We start from the raw sequence: 18676 nt of genomic DNA on the forward strand, positions 1-18676 counted from the left end.
GCGAAACTAGAGTCAATGGCTCAATTTACTGGCCCGATAGCGATTTGATGAGCTGATCCGAATTTTCGCCAATACCCGATCAAAATATTATTGTTAAATGTCAAACCCATGAGTATACGCGGTATAGATGTTTCAGACTACCAACCCAACGTTGACTGGAAAGCAGTGGCTAATTCCGGTATGGAGTTTGCTGTAATTAAATCAACGGAGGGAGCCACCTTTGTGGCGGATGTTTTTGCTCCCTATTGGAAAGCAACCAAAGCCAACGGCTTAATTAGGGGAGCATATCACTTTTTTAGGCCTGCCAGCAATATTCAAGGACAAATCGATAACTTCCTGAGAACTGTTCCCCTGGAACCGGGAGATTTACCCCCGGTGTTAGATATTGAAACCACGGACGGGCTAGACTCCAAAACAATATGCGATCGCGCTGCTGTGTGGCTAGAAGCGATCGAAGCAGCCACCGGATATCAACCGATAATTTACACCTATCCAGGATTTTGGCAACAACTGAACACCGATCGCTTTTCGGAATATCCCCTATGGATCGCCCACTATACCCAAGCCGAAAAACCAGCCATACCAGGAAAATGGAAAACCTGGGTATTTTGGCAATATACAGATCGCGGTCAAGTTGATGGTATCCGAGGCGGGGTAGATATAAACATCTTTGAGAGTATCCGCAGAGGGGAACGGGGACCGAAAGTAGAATTGATGCAGACAATGCTGAAAAAACGCGGCTTTGAACCCGGAGTAATTGACGGCATTTTTGGCGCGGGAACCGAAAGGGCTGTCATCAGTTTTCAGGATAACAAGAGCATTAAAGAAAAAAATGGGGTAGCTGGCTTAAAAACCTGGACTGCATTAATGGGTCAAGTGGAAAACTTCGTCCCACCAAGGGTAGAAGCCGAACCGACCCCAGAACCGACACCAGAACCGACACCCGCACCGGAACCCGCACCGGAACCCGCACCGGAACCCGCACCGACACCAACCTTAGAACTAATTGATATCTGTAGGATCTATCGTGGTTCTGCGACGGAAGATAAAGCCTTAGTCTGGTTACAGGAGAGAATCCCATCGGAGACCTTATTAGAGTTTGCGCGTTTGTGGAGAAATCAGGCTACTCCCCAAACCCAGTCGATTAGAATTATAGATGTGTGCCGTTATTATCGGGATCTGCCGAACCAAAATCAAGCCTTGCGGTGGTTACAGCGGGAAATTCCAGCGACTATCTTGCTGGAATTTGAACAGAAATGGAACGCCACCCCGGAAGTAGTGGTTGATATTCGGTTACTCGATGTCTGTCAATTCTACAAGGGGACTGCTACCCAAAAAGAGGCGATCGAATGGCTACAAACGCAAATTCCCGCCCCTACCATGGTAGAGTTTGCCAGATTATGGCGTAGACCCAGTTCTCGATAAACTGCTATATACGGGGTAAGGCGATCGCCCAATCTAGGATAGGTTAACATTAACATCTAAGTTCCCAGTTCCCATTGGGTTCATGTCAGACTATCTACCCCAAGTAGTTACCCCGCCAGAAGTTCAACAATAATCAATTTTTGATTTGTTGGAGTAGATGGAATCCTCCTCTGTTTCATGGCGGGTCTGATATCAAGTTAAGAAAGATATTTTGAGCGTGCGACAGTAACCCTTATGGACACATCCTTTGAGATCACCATGCTGATGGTCATAACCATCATTAGTGGTATCGGTGCTCAAGTTTTAGCGGACTACCTGAAAGTTCCTGCCATTGTCTTTCTACTGATATTCGGTATCCTAGTAGGCAATGATATTTTAGGGCTAGTTCATCCCAACTTACTCGGCGATGGCTTAGAAGTCATTGTCTCCCTTTCGGTAGCCCTAATTCTGTTTGAAGGGGGATTAAGTCTAGAACTGAGAGCTTTAGGGGCTGTTTCGGGAAGTATCCGTAACTTAGTAACAGCCGGAACATTGATCACCTTGGTCGGTGGTGGTATGGCTGCTCATTGGCTAGGGGAATTTCCCTGGCCGATCGCCTTTCTGTATGCGTCCTTAGTCGTTGTGACCGGACCTACTGTAGTTGGTCCCCTACTCAAACAGGTTTCTGTGGATCGACCCGTAGCCGCGATTTTGGAAGGGGAAGGAGTGCTAATCGATCCCATTGGTGCTATTCTCGCCGTCTTAGTGCTTAATGTAGTTCTCAGTGGCAGTGCTGACCCCGTGGAGTTGTTCCGGGAATTAATCACTCGTCTAGGAATTGGTGCCACTATCGGGGTCGTCGGTGGTGCATTAATGGGGTGGAGTCTCAAACAAGCTAAGTTTATGTCTGAGGATCTCACCAGTTTAGTCGTCTTAGCTGCTCTGTGGGGACTCTATGATGCTGCTGAATTGGTCAGTAGTGAATCGGGGCTAATGACTGCAGTTGTCGCCGGTATGGTGGTGCGTTCTGTCGGGGTTCCAGAAATGCGTCAACTGCGCCGCTTTAAGGGACAACTGACCATGTTATGTGTGTCCGTGCTGTTTATTCTGTTAGCCGCGGATCTGTCTTTAGAAAGTATTGTCGCCTTGGGGTGGGGGAGTGTGTTAACTGTACTCGCTCTGATGTTTATTGTCCGTCCCATTAACGTTTTGATTTGTACCCTATCGAGTAAACTTAACTGGCGACAAAAGTTTTTTATTGCTTGGATAGGACCTAGGGGAATTGTATCAGCCTCTGTGTCTTCCCTATTTGCGATTCTGTTGACTCAACGGGGAATGAATGGGGGAGACTCCATTAAGGCTTTGGTTTTCCTGACGATTATTATGACTGTTGTCACCCAAGGACTAACGGCTAAATATGTGGCTCAACTATTAAGAGTTACATCATCTACAGCTACCGGAGCCGTAATTGTCGGTTCAAATCCCATCAGCCGCCTGATTGGACAAATGTTCCAAGAACGCAATGAGTCCGTGGTGATTATTGATACTGACCCAGAGGCTTGCGAACAGGCTAAGGATGAAGGGTTGCGTGTTTATCAGAGTAGCGCCCTTGATCCTAATGTCTTGGAAGAGGCGGGACTTGAGTCTATGGGGACTTTCCTGGCTATGACTAGCAATGGTGAGGTGAATCTAGTTTTAGCACAACGGGCGGCGGAAGAGTTCCAGCCTCCCCGTGTGTTGGCGATTTTTCCCCAAGAACCTCAAAAGAAAACGGCTAACAGTAATGGTAAAGAGAAGGTACAACAGGCTTTTATTCCAGAGTTTCCCCTCAAACAGTGGAGTCAATATGTCCAAGACCGTGAGGTGAAGTTGGGGGAAACTTTGCTGAGACAACCGGGACTGGAGTTTCAGCGATCGCATTTACAAGCGATGATTCGGTCAGGGGAGTTTCTCCCTCTATTACTGTTGCGTCAAGAACAGCTTCAGGTAGTCCCAGTGGCGGAAACTTGGCAAGCAGGCGATCGTATTATTTACTTACTCCATGACCCTAAACCTAAACTACTTAAACGTTTATCCGGTTCTCAACAAACCGATCTCACCCTCGATAAGCATCCTGTCGTCGAGGAAGTTCCGATTCCATCTCCTCACCTCGAAACTATTTCCGCTAAAGAACCTAGTAACTAGCTAGTCAACCAGCCTTCACGCCACAGATACCCAGGTAAGTCTCCGGCGTTGACGAGATTAATCAGGCTTTTATCTTGGCTGGCTTTTGAGATTTTGGTGATTCCTTGTTCTTTGGTGAGCCAGAAAATACTGTCCAGGGGAACAGCATTGAGAAAGTCTGGAGAGTGGGTAGATACAAAGACCTGTCCGCCTCTAGCAGCATAGCTGGCAAATTCTTCAGCCAGTTCATATAAAAGACTCGGATAGAGTTGATTTTCTGGTTCTTCGACACAGAGTAAAGGGTGAGGTTTAGGGTCAAACAGGAGGATTAGATAAGCAAACATTTTCATGGTTCCATCGGAAACATAGCGATCGATAAAAGGATCTTTAAAGGCTTGGTCTTGAAATTTAAGGATTAATCTACCATCTGGCGTTTCTTGAGCTTCTACCTTAGAAATTCCTGGGACTCTTTGCTGCATTCTCTGGATAATTTCGTCAAATATTTCCGGGTGTTCTTGATAGATATATTGGGCAACGACTGCCATCTTATCGCCTGTGGGGGAGAGGTGTTCGGCATAGCATCCTTGCTGCCTCTGGCTTCGCTAATATGAAAATCGGAAACGTGCCAGTTTTCGATAAGTGAACGGAAGGCACTGGCGGCTTTGAATCTTTGAAATTGTCCTAATCCTTTAATGGCTAAAATATCGCTGGATTCAAGTTTTTGTTCTTCCCGTTTTAGGTGTTCATCAGGTTGGCTAAAGTCTTCTTCGTTGATAATAGCATATCCCTGACCTTTTTGAAATTCCAGAAAGTGAAATGGTTTACCATGTTCACCACGTTTATAGCGGAGAATTTCTCGATAGATTATGGGTCGTCTTTTCTCTTGACCGACAATCAAAATATAGGTAACCAGGCGTTCTGTGTTGGATATTTCCATGCGGAATTTTAATTCTATTTCAATATTTTCGTGGCTTTTTCCTCTGGTAACTACTTCGTTAAATCCGCCTCTAACTTGCAGGGCTTGCCGAATATTATTTTGGAGAGCATCACGCAGAAATCCAAAGATATCGAAGAGGGTTGATTTGCCTGTGCCGTTGGCTCCAATGATGACGCAGAAGGGGGGAATATCTTTAATTTCTAAGGATTCAAAGGCGCGATAGTTTTTAATTCGGAGAGCTACTATTTTCATAAAAAAGGGGGCATATTAATTATCGATTTGGGGAGGGATGAGCTGATGGCTGAATGGGAATAATTGTTAATTTAATTTATTTCGGCTCAGGGCGATCGCTATTACTACATTACTATCGACAGATTTCTAATGCTCAGTGGAAGGGACTCGTGGAATCTCAGGGATTTGTGCCATCTAATCACCAGTAGACGAATATTATACCAGGAACTCAGGCCATGATACAGCCATCTATTTTAAGTAGGTTGGGTGTAACGCAGTGGAACCCAACATCAGGGGGTTTTGCCGTCACTGTGGTGGAACCCAACATCAGGGGGTTTTGCCGTCACTGTGGTGGAACCCAACATCAGGGGGTTTTGCTGTCACTTTTGGGGAACCCAACATATTTAATAGGTTGGGTGTAAGCCAGTGGAACCCAAGATCAATTTGAGAAGACTACAGAAGGAACCAGTTAGGTAACTGTCTACGAAATGGGGGTAGTCCTATAGGTTGAACGATGGGGGAAAAGGAGCGATCGCGCTTATGTCTAAATCCTTATCCAGAGGGAGTTTGAGCGAAATAGGTTCGAGAGTGATATTCACATAGTGGGTCAGTTCACCCTAGCAGTGATTGCAGTTACTTAAAAGAGTGGAACAGTTCAGACCCTGTTTGAATGTGGTTGCTCCTACTATTCAAATTGTAGAGAGTTGAATCAGGACAGGGAAACAAACAAGCCAGCCAAGACCTTGCACCTACGCCTCAACCTCTGCAACAGCCCACTTATACCAGGTAATTAAAATGTTTAATACTAATTCTACCAACGTCGTCGCCACCGCTGAACTGTCAGATAACAGTGTTGAGACCTTACATACTCAAACGGTAGTTAACAGCCTCCTAGAGGAAATTCAGCAAGTTCTGAAACTGAAACCAGCCAGCAGCGAGTCAGTCATGATGCGAATTGCTATAGAAGTCGATCGCATTTGCAGCAAAAGCAAGCGGATTCAAGATTCCGGGGAAGTAGGAACCTGGCAACTGAACTTAGCCCGCCATCGCCTGCAAAAATGCTTACAATACTATCGTCTGGGTTCTCGCCAAGGTCGGGTTGAACTGCACTCAAATTTGGCCGCGATGGTGTACCGCCATGTAGCTCCTTTTAACTCTAATCTGCATTTCCAGGCTCGGTATAATTTGATTGAAGATTTCCTCCAAGGCTTCTATATTGAGTCTCTGCGGGCGTTTCGTCGTGAACATCAACTGGAAGCGGAATACACCCCCCAAACTCGGTTAGAACTCTCGGAATATATGGCTTTTACAGAACAATATGCCAAGCGTCAGATTGGTTTACCGGGTCGCAACCGCCAACGGTTAATCGTCCTGCGGGCTCAAGGTTTTGCTAAAGGTCAACCCCCAGAAATGTCTCTTGATATTGAATTGGCGGTTGAGGGGGGCAAAACTGAGGAAGCTGAGGCTCAAAGTCGCACCCACGCTATGCAGCAAATTCGCGATTTGATGGTGTCTGAGATGGTTGACCCGGCTGATGCTGTATTGCGCGATCGCGTCATTGCAGAACTGATACAATATCTGGAAGCTCAGGGTCAGAATGATTGTGTAGATTATCTGGTTCTGAAACTTCAGGATTGGCAAGCCTGCGATATTGATAAGGCCCTTAATCTCACCCCTCGTCAACGGGACTACTTACAACAGCGGTTTAAGTACCATGTCGAAAAGTTTGCTAACTCTAATAACTGGAAACTGGTTCATGAGTGGTTGGGAGCGGACTTAGACCAAAAACTGGGGATGACTACTGAGCAATGGCGGGTGTTTCAAGATAATCTGTCTCTGACGGAAAGGACTTTATTGCAACTCAAGCGCGATGGAGAAACTGATAAGGCGATCGCAGTCGCTCTCAAATGTACTCCCAAACAGGTACAGAAGCGTTGGTCTAAATTGCTTAATCAGGCCGCTACTTATCGCAACAGTGAAGCATCAGCTTAGGGTGGGGAAAAATGGGCATCGGCAATTCCACCCGATCGCCCCATCCTTCCCTAAAATGGCAGTTAGTAAGTGTATATAAGAATTTTAAATCTAAAATCGTGATTTAATTAGCCAAAATCCCACATCAGGCCTCATAAATTCGATACAGTAGATGTAGGTAAAGGTTTATTAAGAAATCGACGGCTATGTCAGTCAATCTTGTCCCGGCTTCTGCATCCTTCTCCAGTTTATCGAAAACTTGGGAAAATGCTCATAAGCAATATGTTGAGTCTACGGCTATGAGTCGGTCAGCACTTATTCAAGTCTTACAGAAAATTGATGCGGATAGCTGTCCCACATCCTACAATTTCCATACTCATACCACGAAATCGGATGGACAGCTTGACCCGATCGCCCTAATTCAACAGGCGATCGCTATTGGACTCAAAGGACTTGCAATCACAGACCACCATACCACTGAGGGCTATCAAATCGCCCAGCATTGGTTAAATCACCGGAAAAGTCATGCTGGCGAACCAGACAACACCTCATCCCTGACCCTGTGGACGGGTGTTGAAATTAACGCCCACCTCCTGGAAACCGACGTGCATATTTTGGGCTATGCTTTTGACCCAGATGCTCCCAGTATCTATCCCTATTTACAGCATCATTCCGCCCCTCGTCAAAATTCCGGGGCTGGGGCTGTGATCGCCGCTATCCAAAATGCTGGCGGTCTAGCTGTTTTAGCTCACCCAGCACGCTATCGCCGCCCAGCAGCAGAACTCATCCCAGAAGCCAGTCGCCTGGGAATTGATGGCGTTGAGGTTTTCTATGGCTATCGCCGGACTAACCCCTGGTATCCAACGCCGAAAATTACTGAAGAAATACAACAACTGGCTTGGGATTACAATTTACTGCCTACCTGTGGCACCGATACCCACGGCCTTAACCTATTAGTGCGACTTTAAATTTTCAACTCCCCCGCTCAAAAGAGACGGGGTGTATTTTTGGTCATTGAGCATCGTGCATCGCGATAATTCGATCATCTCTAATCTCAAACGGTGCCTGCCATACTAATCATCAGGAAAAAACTCAACAGCAGCACCAGGAGTAAAAATGTTTGGATTAGGGTTGATACTGATTCTTTATGCCAAACAGAGGTTTTCATAATCGGATTGACTGTTGTCAATTTGAACTGATACATTTACGCGACATTTTTCCGGTTGTTCCCGGACAATGCGACGATAGCACTATTACCCGTTAAGGTAACAGAGGCGGTATCCCGCAAAGCTTTTAGAAAGATTCCCAAAGCACCGTTCCAGTCCCGTGGTAGAGTGAACCCGCACTCCGGACATCGGAACACTTTTGAGCCACCTAGCTGGGAATGGACATGACCACAGTGAGTACAGGTTTTGCTGGTGTATTCTTCGGTCACATCTACAACTGTTCAGTTATTTCCGCGCTTATGTCTCAGGGTTAGTTTGAATCGATAATGCGCCCATGTCAGCATGGCGCTGGCAGTCTCAGACCTGATTAGACGCTTCACCTTGGCAACCATATTGGAAGTCTCGAAGGTGAGCCAAAAAATCCGGCTGTGTTATGGGATGGTCAGGGATGCGACCCAATCAACCAAGGGGTTGAAGTCCTCACCGGGTAGTTATTTCGCCCATTTCAGCTCTATTTCATACCCGAAGGTCGAGCACCATACTTGGTATTATACTGTATTGCCGTAAAATGTTAACCTAATTTGAGATTAAATCATGCTCTCTGACTGAATGCTAACAAAAAAATGGAGATTTCATGATGATTCTCAATAAATCTTAACAAATACCCAAGTATTTTCACTTGGTTAAACCGTGTTCGAGAGCATAACGGACTAATTCAGTGCGGCTATTAGTTCCAGTTTTAGTAAATAACCGACTCACATATTTTTCGACATTGCGGACACTGGTTTCTAAACGGCTGGCTATTTCTTTATTCATTAGTCCTTGAGCGACTAAATCTAAAACACTTTGTTCTCTGGGTGTTAGGTCAATTTTAATGGGGGAAGGACTCAAATTGATGCCAGTTTTACCCTTGAGCATATTTTCAATGCGGGCAATTTGTCCGGCTAAGGCGGTAATATCTGGGGTGCCGTCTTCGGCTTCTTGGCGGGTGGCGGCTCGACGTTCTAACAGGTTTTTAACAATGGCTACCAATTCTTCTGGGTCAAAGGGTTTAGATAAATAGGCATCACAACCGGCTTGATAACCTTGAATGCGATCGCCTTTCATACCTTTAGCAGTTAAAAACACCACAGGAAGTGCTTTAAATTTGGGTTCTGACCGCATTTGTTCGAGGAATTGATAGCCGTCAACTTCCGGCATCATAATATCAGTAATTACCAAATCCGGTAGATTTTGCTGTAGTAATTCCCAGCCCAGTTTAGCATTCTCCGCGACATCTACAATAAAGTTACTGTCCTCTAAATAGGCTTGAACAGCTTCCCTTAATCCAGGTTCATCATCTACTAATAAAAGTCGGGGAGATACTGGGGGTATTTCTTCCCCTTGTGGCTCATTTTCTGGGATTTGATTTGACATTTTTATAAAGTTGATAAAAGTTAACAGGTTTGATGACTTATCAGCCGAAGCCGGGGAAAGTGGATCTCTCCTCAACCCTAGACCCAAGGAAGAGGGTATTTAGTAGGGTTGAGGAAAATTTACCTGTTTTGGCTGGTGGGGTATCTGTTTAGACTTGATGGCGATCGGTTAAAATTTCGTAGCCGTTTTCAGTCACTAATACAGTATGCTCAAATTGGGCAGATAAGGCGTTATCAACCGTAACTGCCGTCCAGCGATCGCTAAGGATACGGGTAAATCGAGAGCCAGCGTTTAAAATAGGTTCAATGGCTAGGGTCATACCTGCTTTGAGCTTGACATTAGGTAAATCATAGGTGCGGACATTAAACACCGAAGGTTCCTCGTGCAGGTTTTCTCCTACCCCATGACCTGTAAACTCTTGGACAATCTGAAAGTTATTAGCTTCTGCGTGGTCTTGAATAGCTCCAGCGATGTCTAGCAAGTAGGCTCCAGCTTTGACTTGTTCAATGCCTTTATAGAGACATTCTTCAGCCACTCTAATCAGTTTACTAGCTGATGGTGTCACTTCACCAATAGCAATAGTGATGCAGGAGTCTCCATGAAAACCCTGGTAGTAGGCTCCTGTATCGACTTTTACCACATCTGAGTTACGGATCACCTTATTTTTACGGGGGATACCGTGGACTACTTCGTTATTAATGCAGATGCAAATACTAGCCGGGAAGCCATGATAGCCTTTAAAGCTAGGAACAGCGCCTAATTCCCTAATCCGCCTTTCAGCGTAGGCGTCGATTTCTGCGGTAGTCATACCAGGCTTGATCTGTTGTGAGATCTCTTTGAGGACTGTCGCGACTATTCTACCCGACTCTCGCATGATTTCGATTTGTTCGGGGGTTTTAATGCTGATACCGCCACGGCGTTTTTTAATTTGGGGGGTTTGGGTTGGGGTGGGGCTGGGGGTGTAGGTTTGGAAATTAAATCGCTAAACAGTTTTCTCATTATCTCAAAGATTAAATTAATGGGATTTTACAGGGGTGCAATATCTTATTGTAGAACACCTGTTGAGGAATGTCTGGGTTATATGGGTATCAAGCACTCAGTATGATTACTCATGGTAGCAATTCGAGACAGAGAACCGTAGAAATCAAAACAGGAAGAAGGTTTGTGATAGTCTCTTCCTGTCTTGGTTGCGTTGCTAACAGTTTAGTGGTGGGTAATCCTCAAATTTCATCCCAACCACTGACCCCGGAAGACATCACATAACTGGTAACACTGGCTTCAAAGAAGTTCGCCTTAGTGTGAGCTTCTTTTTTAGTATCCGAGAAACGCTCTAAATGAGTATAGGGACTCTTTTCGTATTTAGGGTCACGATAGAGGGATTCTAAACCAATAGAACGCAGTCGGATATTAGCGAGATATTTAGTGTACTGTTCTGTACTGTGTTCAGTAATTCCCAAAATGTTGTTACCAACAATATGATTGGTCCAGCGGCATTCATGTTGAACAGCCGCATCGAACATTTCATAAATCCGGTCTTGGGAATGGGGAAAAATTGCCATAGCTTCCGGGATAATTTTCTGGAATAACCGCACATGAGAAAGTTCGTCCTTTAATGTTCAGTAGGGGTCGCTATTCCCTACCCGCTTGATTTAAGCAGCTACCCGTCGCCGAATAGAACAGACCATATCACAATCCTTAACTTATGTAAGAAGGATTCCCCCCGCTTCGAGTCGCTTGACTCTACTCCATTTCTGGATGGTCTTTGCACGTCCCTTGTTCATACAGTTACCAGATTTTAACTCTGACATAGTTTGAACATTATGCTAATTAGCATAGGTTTCGCTCAGGATTATCTCAATGAGACTTCCCCTGAATTCAAGGGGTTTTCTATTATCATTACTGACAATAGCCGCTAACATTAACGGTTAATCATCTTGAAAATATCGGCACTTCCAGGCATTAACATTCGCGATGCCAAATTGTAGAAGAAAATGAACCCATTATAAAAGTACATTCCTTCTAACAAGTAATCTGCCATCAATGAGACAAAGTAATTTTCCGGGGTGGGATCATCAACATATTCTTGATAAAGTCCGGCGATAAACTCACATCGATCGCGTAAAACTTTATCGGTGCGCCAAAAGTCATAAACGTAGTTTCTCCGTTCCGAAGGAATGATAGTTTCAATCATGTATTGATAACTCTGATTGTGCATTCCTTCTTGAGAGATTTGTTCGGCCATACAGAGGCTGACTTCTGGGGCAGTTACACTATTTTTCAGATACGGAATGTTGCAGGTTTGAATGGAATCCAAGAAAGTTAAATAAGATAGAATTCCATCAAATGCCGTCCGTTCATCAGGGGTTAAATTAGTGTAATCGACAACATCCTGGGTGATGTCTAATTTTTCAGGTCATTGATGTTCAACAACAGTCGCTAGGTGTTGCCCGCTTTATTCAAGCTGCTATGTGTCACCACATAGATCGGACTATATCATCATCTCTTGTGAAACAAAAGAGCCCCCCGCTTCGACAGTCAACCGCTTACTGCCTACTCCATAACCTGGATAGTCTCTACACCTTCTCAGTATCTGTGAGCTGGGCACGGGATTGTCTGTAGTGCTATATGCGATCGCCATTAGCGCAAAAAAACCTTTTCTTTGTTTAACATCAACTTGTTAAGGTTCCTTGTCGTTTATCCCCAGTTTTGGCGAACCATGCAACTCCAGAGTTCCCCCGTTTTCAAGGGGTTTAATCTGGGCTACCTAATTAACCCAGAAATTTTCGCGCATTTGCTTGTATAAACCGACTGCCCAAGAATAGCGAACATCATTGAGTTGCATTAGGTTGGTAGTCTCGCCAAACCACATTGAACGGTGAGCCACATCATCGTTACCATCAGGATTAAAGATGGGATTGAGAGGCATTTTGTTGATTTGCTTATTGTTGTGACCGTTAAAGTTTAGTACAAGCGTCATTTTTTCCATCCAAAACGGGAGTTTTTGTTGATGTTTATCAATGCTGAAAAGTTGTATTTATCAGCGGTTAATTTTCATCAACAACACCAAACTAATCGGGAGAATTTAGGATTCCCCCGACCAGAAGTTTAGTGGTAACGGATATTATAGCTAATTTGCACAAGCTGTGCAGGCATCTTCGGATTCTTGAAAGCTGTCCCGCTGAACTGTCCTCACATAATAGATGGCTTTGCACCCCTGTTCCCAAGCCGCCATCAGGGTTTCAAAGATATCTTTAGCTTTAAGGCTGCGCGCGGGTTCTTCGGGGAAATATACGCCTTGATTGAGGTTAAACATCAACTCCATTGATATCCCTGTATCAATCCATTGCTGCATGGTGGCTACGGCTTTGACAACAATTTGCTGGTCTAGGGTTTTATTCTCTGGGTAAAACCAGAAGTTTTCTTTAATAAAGGGAGGCGCAATGGGTACGGTTCCTTTCGCCCATTTGTCATAGAAGAAACGACTATAACAGGGTAATACACTGGCGGTACAACCTTGGACTAAGGATGATGAGGTGTTGGGGGCAATGGCGGTTATATGAGAGTTCCTAATCCCATATTTTTGGATATCTTCGCTTAATTCTTTCCACCTGTGTTTATCGTCGGCGTGGGTTAAAAACCAATCGACTGGTTTAGCACCAATTAACTTACCTTGACTCCAGGAACTTCCAGCAAATGCCGGATAAGCCCCCCTTTCTTTGGAGAGTTCCATTGAGGTTTTAGTGCAGTAAAATCCGATATCTTCAAACAGGTTGCTAATTTCCTGTAAATGGCTATAGGAAAAACGCCGTTTGGCTAACCAATCCGCTAACCCCATGACACCCACGCCAATGGTGCGATAACGTTGATTATGGTCAATACTGGCTTGAAATGGTGGGTGGGTAATTTCGATGGTGTTGTCTAAAATGCGGACGGCTATTTCGCAAATATTGGGTAGGTCTTGCCAATCTAAATTAGAGAGATTGAGACTATTTAAGTTGCAGGTATGGGCGAGTTCTCCTGGTTTGACGTTAGACCAAGATTCTTGGCACAAGTTACCCCCAGGAATATATCCTTCGTGTTGGTTAGGATTGGCGGCGTTGCTAGTATCTTTAAACCACAGATAAGGCATCCCGGTTTCTACTTGCGATCGCATAATGTTTTTAAACAGTTCCCTAGCATTTATCCGCTTATATAGCTTTAATTCACCATCTAAATAAGATTCAATTTTTTGATAAGCTGACTCAAATTCTTCTCCCCATAATTCTGATAATTCTATGCCCAATTTTACCCGGACTTCGTAGGGGTCTATCAGAGTCCAGTTTTCGCAGTTACGCACCCGGCGCATGAACTCATCAGAAATGACTAATTGAGGGAAAATATCATAAGCCTTCCGGCGCTGGTCTCCATTCTCGGTTTGCATCTCCAAAAATTCGAGAATGTCTAAATGCCACACATCTAAACTGACGGTAATTGCGCCAGCGCGACGGCCTCCCTGATTGACAGCAATGGCGGTATCATTTAACAGTTTAATCCAGGGAATCACGCCACCGGATGCGTTAGGCTTACCCATTACCCAGCTACCTGTTGCCCTAATGCGGCTGACATTTACGCCAACACCGCCGCCATTTTTGGAAATCCGAGCAGCGTCTTTAATGGTGTCAAATATGTTCTCTAAATTATCATCCATACCGATAATAAAACAGGAACTCAAAGACCCGTTAGGAATCCGCAAATTAGCTAAAATCGGGGTGGCTAAAGAAATCTGACGCAGGGCGATCGCTTTATAGAATTTCTGCGCCCAAAACATTCGTTTTTCTGGGGCTTCGACTACGGCTAATAATAAGGCACAAGATAATAAGGCTTCTTGGGGTAATTCCTCGGGTAATAAATAACGTTTAGTTAGTAAAACCGCCCCCGCATAATCATAATCTTTATCCCATTGGGGGTTAATCCAGCTTCCCGCTTCTCTCAACTGGTCGGGGGTATATTTTAATAAGCGCGCGTCATACTGACCAGATTTCACTTTGCTAGTAACGGTTTGGCAATAATCCTCATATTGGTAGCCACGGCTAACTAGGGTATCTTTCCACAAGTTCCAAATATGCAGCCTCCCGGCTACATACCGCCAGTCTGGGTCTGAGGGGCTACACAACTCTAAGGCACAACCTATTAAGTTATCCTGAATTTCCCTGGTGGTGACTCCATTTTTCAGGCGAGTGGTCAGTCCAGCTTCCAAAGTAATGGGGTTAGCATCTAAGCCTTCACAAGCCCAGTTGACGACTGCGCGAATTCTGGACACATCCAAAAGAGTTAATGATCCATCCCGCCGGATTACCTGAATTTGGCGATTGAAGGGGGTATCAGTTGTGGTTGATAGGGTTTGCATGGTCTGTTTCTGTCTGGAATTTGAATCAGCTTTACTAATTTACTCTATATATATATTTAGTGACAGGTATTGACAAATTTCTCGTTTTACGCTATATCTAGTGCTAAATGGCCCAATTAATATTTTTTAACAGTTGGGGGTTTCTGTATAAATTGATACAATCCTCTGTTAAATAATCGAGATATTGTAAAGTAATAAGTAGACTGTATTGTAGCGATCGCATTTTTAACTTTTGTGTCTACTCTATCAACGAACACCAACCTATCTCCAGAAGAACGCATAGCCTTAGATGACAAGCTCTCCCAGCGTTTTATTAAACTCGATCCGGGGGGCTATTTTATCATTTATATTGACCGGGACAAGGGCTTAATTTGCGCGGAACATTATAGCAACGATATCAACGAACAGGGTCTAGCTGTGGATCCAGACACGGGGGAACCTTTCCCGTGTAAAGGGGAACTAAAGCGGACTCCGATTGGTATTTACCGGGGAAGAACGGCGAAAGAATTAGGCATTAAAATCACAGAAGAAGCGAGTAAGAGTCCGCTGACTTGTTTGGATCATGCCCTATACCTGGGGCGGGAGTTCGTCCGGGCGGAAATGGCTTTAGTGAATGGACAGGATTACATCCAGGACTAAATTCTAGTCGATGTAGGTCTGCTGGTAGGGACAGGAAAACGGGAGGCTAGGTAAAACCCACCCGCCTCCGTTGGATTCAGAGATTTTGGGGGTCTGATGCTACAGGTCGCCCCCACGAAACGCCAACAATACGATCACCACCGGGCCAGCAATCACAATCAGTGATAGCATTAGTAACTGGGCGATCAGTTCAAAATTGACATTGCTGAACAAGTTGGTAATAAAGTCCATTGTTCCTCCCAAAACTTCCCAAAGCGATGATACAAACCAAGGTCTAATCATATCAGGCGATCGCCCAATTATTTTAAGGAACGTTACAAAACTCAACAAGCGCGATGGTGAATTTGTGGCAAGCTGTCCCCAACAGAGTTAAAATATCTGAAAACTGCTAACCCTAGAGAATCGTTCAGTATACTGCCGTGACCGAAAAAAACGCCTACAAAGACACGGTTAACCTGCCCAAAACTAAGTTTGATATGCGGGCTAATGCCGTCAAACGGGAACCAGAATTACAAAAATTTTGGGCGGATAACCAGATATACGATCGCCTCTGTGAAAACAATCGGGGCGATCGGTTTATAATTCATGATGGCCCGCCTTATGCCAATGGACAGCTACACATAGGCCACGCCCTGAATAAGATTCTCAAAGATATTATTAACCGCTACCAAACCCTACAGGGGCAAAAAGTCCGCTATGTGCCGGGTTGGGACTGTCACGGACTCCCGATTGAATTGAAAGTGCTGCAACAGATGAAGCAGTCAGAAAGGGAACAACTCACCCCGCTAACTTTGCGTGAGAAAGCGCGAGATTTTGCCCTGAAAACCGTTGAAGAACAAAAAACCCAATTTCAACGTTATGGGGTGTGGGGAGACTGGGAAAACCCCTATTTAACCCTAACTCCGGAATACGAAGCGGCTCAAATTGCTGTATTCGGTGTTATGGTTCTCAAGGGATACATTTATCGGGGTCTAAAACCAGTCCATTGGAGTCCGAGTTCCAAAACAGCCCTGGCGGAAGCGGAATTAGAATATCCCGAAGGTCACACTTCCCGCAGTATTTATGCAGCTTTCAGAATTACGAGTTTAGCGGAATCGGTGCGAGAGTTACTGAGTCCATATTTACCGGATTTAGGAGTAGCAATCTGGACGACTACGCCTTGGACGATTCCGGGAAATTTGGCAGTTTCTCTGAATCCAGAATTAACCTATGCGGTGGTAGAAACTCAAGGGGATTCAGAAAGTCCTATTGAGTTTAAATATCTGTTGGTGGCTGCGGAATTGGTGGAAAGGTTATCAGCTACTTTTAACACTAATTTAACTGTGAAAGCTACGGTGAAAGGCGCACTACTAGAAAATTGCGCCTATAAACATCCTCTATTTGACCGGGAAAGTCGGATTTTAATTGGTGGTGATTATGTGACTACTGAATCGGGGACGGGTTTGGTTCATACAGCACCCGGTCACGGTCAGGAAGATTATATCGTAGGTCAGCGTTATGGTTTACCTATACTTTCGCCAGTAGATGAAAATGGTGATTTTACGGAGGAGGCGGGAGAGTTCGCGGGTTTAAATGTTCTCAAAGATGCTAATGGCGCGATTATTGAAGCGTTACAAGAGGCGGGTTCTTTGATTAAAGAGGAACCCTATCAACATAAATATCCCTATGATTGGCGGACGAAAAAACCGACAATTTTTAGGGCGACAGAACAATGGTTTGCATCGGTGGAAGGTTTCCGTGAACAGGCTTTAGAAGCTATTAAACAGGTGCAGTGGATTCCCTCACAGGGAGAAAATAGGATTACGCCAATGGTAAGCGATCGCAGTGATTGGTGTATTTCTCGTCAGCGCAGTTGGGGGGTTCCCATTCCGGTTTTTTATGAGGAAGAAACGGGGGAACCTCTGCTAAATGAGGAAACGATTAACCATGTAAAAGATATTATTGCTCAACACGGTACTGATGCTTGGTGGAAACTTTCGGTTGAGGAATTACTGCCGGAATCTTACGTTAATAATGGCAAGAAATACCGCAAGGGAACCGATACTATGGATGTCTGGTTTGATTCGGGTTCCTCTTGGGCGGCGGTGGCTAAACAGCGCCCAGAATTGGCTTATCCGGCTGATATTTATTTGGAAGGTTCTGATCAACATCGGGGTTGGTTTCAGTCTAGTTTATTAACCAGTGTGGCTAATCATGGGATTGCACCTTATAAAACTGTGCTAACTCATGGTTTTGTGCTGGATGAAAAGGGATATAAAATGAGTAAATCCCTGGGAAATGTGGTAGACCCGGCTGTGGTTATTAATGGGGGCAAAAATCAACAACAAGACCCCGCTTATGGTGCGGATATCCTGCGTTTGTGGGTGTCTTCGGTGGATTATTCGGCGGATGTACCTTTGGGTAAAAATATCCTGAAACAGATGTCGGATGTTTACCGCAAAATTAGAAATACGGCGCGGTTTTTGTTGGGGAATTTGCATGATTTTGACCCAGCAAAAGATGCGATCGCTTATGAGGATTTACCGGAGTTAGATCGGTATATGTTGCACCGCATGACGGAAGTGTTTGCGGAGGTGACAGACGCTTTTGAAACTTACCAGTTTTTCCGATTCTTTCAGGTGGTGCAAAATTTCTGTGTGGTGGATTTATCCAATTTCTATTTGGATATTGCGAAAGACCGACTATATATTAGCGCGGAAAATGGTTTCCGGCGGCGCAGTTGTCAGACTGTTTTGGCGATCGCCCTAGAAAATTTGGCGAAAGCGATCGCGCCTGTCCTTTGTCATACGGCAGAGGATATCTGGCAAAATCTACCATATTCTACGCCGTATTTATCAGTATTTGAATCTGGTTGGGTTCGGTTAGATGAAACCTGGAAAAAGCCTGAATTAGCAGAGTTTTGGGTGAAATTACGGGAGATTCGCGCCGAGGTTAATCAGGTGATGGAACAGGCGCGCAAAGATAAAATGGTGGGTTCTTCTCTGGATGCTAAAATCTTGCTATATGTGGCAGATGAAAAATTGCGTCAACAGTTAGCGGCAATGAATCCAAATCCGGCGGAATTTAAGCAGAATAACGGCGTTGATGCTTTGCGATATCTGTTGATTTGTTCTCAGGTTGAGTTACTGGAAAATCCAGATAAACTGGCAGATTTGCAGTATAAAAGTGAGTCGGAATTGATGGCGATCGCTGTGGTGAATGCTGAGGGCGAAAAATGCGATCGCTGTTGGAATTACTCTGTCCATGTCGGTGAGTCTTCAGAACATCCCACTATCTGCGAACGTTGTGTTTCGGCTTTAGCCGGAGAGTTTTAACCACAGAAACCGGGTTTCTCCCAACCCGGTTTATTAAATTTTTCCTACT

16 protein-coding genes and 1 pseudogene are annotated in these 18676 nt (G+C 44.7%); 7 read left to right on the forward strand and 10 right to left on the reverse strand.

Features of this window, described 5'->3' with window-relative positions; genetic code table 11:
- Positions 1 to 108 precede the first annotated feature (108 nt).
- Positions 109 to 1425, forward strand: a complete 1317-nt coding sequence (locus NLZ44_RS04725) for a GH25 family lysozyme (RefSeq protein ID WP_493752006.1) — start codon at positions 109 to 111, stop codon at positions 1423 to 1425.
- Between the two features lie 234 nt (positions 1426 to 1659).
- Positions 1660 to 3588 (forward strand): cation:proton antiporter, encoded by a 1929-nt coding sequence (locus tag NLZ44_RS04730; RefSeq protein ID WP_368662909.1) that lies wholly within the window; start codon positions 1660 to 1662, stop codon positions 3586 to 3588.
- Here the strand turns inward: NLZ44_RS04730 and NLZ44_RS04735 are convergent.
- Both NLZ44_RS04735 and NLZ44_RS04740 read right to left on the reverse strand, forming a co-directional pair.
- Entirely contained in the window at positions 3585 to 4046 is a 462-nt protein-coding gene (locus NLZ44_RS04735) for an AAA family ATPase (RefSeq protein ID WP_006624252.1), read from the reverse strand. The genes NLZ44_RS04730 and NLZ44_RS04735 overlap by 4 nt on opposite strands.
- Complete coding sequence (locus NLZ44_RS04740) at positions 4013 to 4756, reverse strand: AAA family ATPase (RefSeq protein ID WP_493752007.1); 744 nt, start codon at positions 4754 to 4756, stop codon at positions 4013 to 4015. The genes NLZ44_RS04735 and NLZ44_RS04740 overlap by 34 nt, the downstream gene beginning before the upstream one ends.
- A gap of 53 nt (positions 4757 to 4809) precedes the next feature.
- Here NLZ44_RS04740 and NLZ44_RS04745 point away from each other — a divergent pair, with 53 nt between their 5' ends.
- The 3 genes from NLZ44_RS04745 to NLZ44_RS04755 all read left to right on the forward strand — a co-directional run bounded on the left by NLZ44_RS04745 (position 4810) and on the right by NLZ44_RS04755 (position 7674).
- Entirely contained in the window at positions 4810 to 4944 is a 135-nt protein-coding gene (locus NLZ44_RS04745; RefSeq protein ID WP_257720169.1) for a hypothetical protein, read from the forward strand.
- A 586-nt stretch (positions 4945 to 5530) separates the two neighbouring features.
- The gene (locus NLZ44_RS04750; RefSeq protein WP_493752008.1) at positions 5531 to 6727 is read left to right on the forward strand and encodes a HetZ-related protein; all 1197 of its coding nucleotides are present in this window, start codon (positions 5531 to 5533) and stop codon (positions 6725 to 6727) included.
- 185 nt (positions 6728 to 6912) lie between these two features.
- Positions 6913 to 7674 (forward strand): PHP domain-containing protein, encoded by a 762-nt coding sequence (locus tag NLZ44_RS04755; protein WP_493752009.1) that lies wholly within the window; start codon positions 6913 to 6915, stop codon positions 7672 to 7674.
- 236 nt (positions 7675 to 7910) lie between these two features.
- On the opposite strand, the pseudogene NLZ44_RS04760 reads toward NLZ44_RS04755, so the two are convergent.
- From NLZ44_RS04760 to NLZ44_RS04790, 7 genes and pseudogenes are all read right to left on the reverse strand, one after another.
- A pseudogene (locus tag NLZ44_RS04760) lies at positions 7911 to 8303 on the reverse strand (zinc ribbon domain-containing protein); the annotation flags it as partial.
- 244 nt (positions 8304 to 8547) lie between these two features.
- The gene (locus NLZ44_RS04765; RefSeq protein WP_493752010.1) at positions 8548 to 9288 is read right to left on the reverse strand and encodes a response regulator transcription factor; all 741 of its coding nucleotides are present in this window, start codon (positions 9286 to 9288) and stop codon (positions 8548 to 8550) included.
- Between the two features lie 148 nt (positions 9289 to 9436).
- The gene (gene map / locus NLZ44_RS04770) at positions 9437 to 10216 is read right to left on the reverse strand and encodes a type I methionyl aminopeptidase (protein ID WP_493752948.1); all 780 of its coding nucleotides are present in this window, start codon (positions 10214 to 10216) and stop codon (positions 9437 to 9439) included.
- Positions 10217 to 10508: 292 nt separating this feature from the next.
- Positions 10509 to 10847 carry a ribonucleotide-diphosphate reductase subunit beta gene (locus NLZ44_RS04775; protein ID WP_493752011.1) on the reverse strand — a complete coding sequence of 113 codons (339 nt, stop codon included), beginning with the start codon at positions 10845 to 10847 and terminating at the stop codon, positions 10509 to 10511.
- Between the two features lie 359 nt (positions 10848 to 11206).
- Positions 11207 to 11686 carry a ribonucleotide-diphosphate reductase subunit beta gene (locus tag NLZ44_RS04780; protein ID WP_228116611.1) on the reverse strand — a complete coding sequence of 160 codons (480 nt, stop codon included), beginning with the start codon at positions 11684 to 11686 and terminating at the stop codon, positions 11207 to 11209.
- A 366-nt stretch (positions 11687 to 12052) separates the two neighbouring features.
- Positions 12053 to 12265, reverse strand: a complete 213-nt coding sequence (locus NLZ44_RS04785) for a hypothetical protein (protein WP_006668400.1) — start codon at positions 12263 to 12265, stop codon at positions 12053 to 12055.
- A 150-nt stretch (positions 12266 to 12415) separates the two neighbouring features.
- The gene (locus NLZ44_RS04790) at positions 12416 to 14674 is read right to left on the reverse strand and encodes a ribonucleoside-diphosphate reductase subunit alpha (protein ID WP_493752012.1); all 2259 of its coding nucleotides are present in this window, start codon (positions 14672 to 14674) and stop codon (positions 12416 to 12418) included.
- Positions 14675 to 14908: 234 nt separating this feature from the next.
- Between NLZ44_RS04790 and NLZ44_RS04795 the strand changes: the two genes are divergently transcribed.
- Positions 14909 to 15313 (forward strand): DUF4346 domain-containing protein, encoded by a 405-nt coding sequence (locus tag NLZ44_RS04795; RefSeq protein ID WP_111890995.1) that lies wholly within the window; start codon positions 14909 to 14911, stop codon positions 15311 to 15313.
- Between the two features lie 99 nt (positions 15314 to 15412).
- Here the strand turns inward: NLZ44_RS04795 and psb30 are convergent, their stop codons facing one another.
- Positions 15413 to 15595: a photosystem II reaction center protein Ycf12/Psb30 gene (psb30, locus tag NLZ44_RS04800; protein WP_493752949.1), complete on the reverse strand. Its 183-nt coding sequence runs from the start codon at positions 15593 to 15595 to the stop codon at positions 15413 to 15415.
- Positions 15596 to 15732: 137 nt separating this feature from the next.
- Here psb30 and ileS point away from each other — a divergent pair, with 137 nt between their 5' ends.
- Positions 15733 to 18627, forward strand: coding sequence for an isoleucine--tRNA ligase (gene ileS / locus NLZ44_RS04805; RefSeq protein WP_493752013.1), 2895 nt, complete (start codon positions 15733 to 15735; stop codon positions 18625 to 18627).
- Positions 18628 to 18676 lie beyond the last annotated feature (49 nt).

Source organism: Arthrospira sp. PCC 9901, assembly GCF_059013425.1.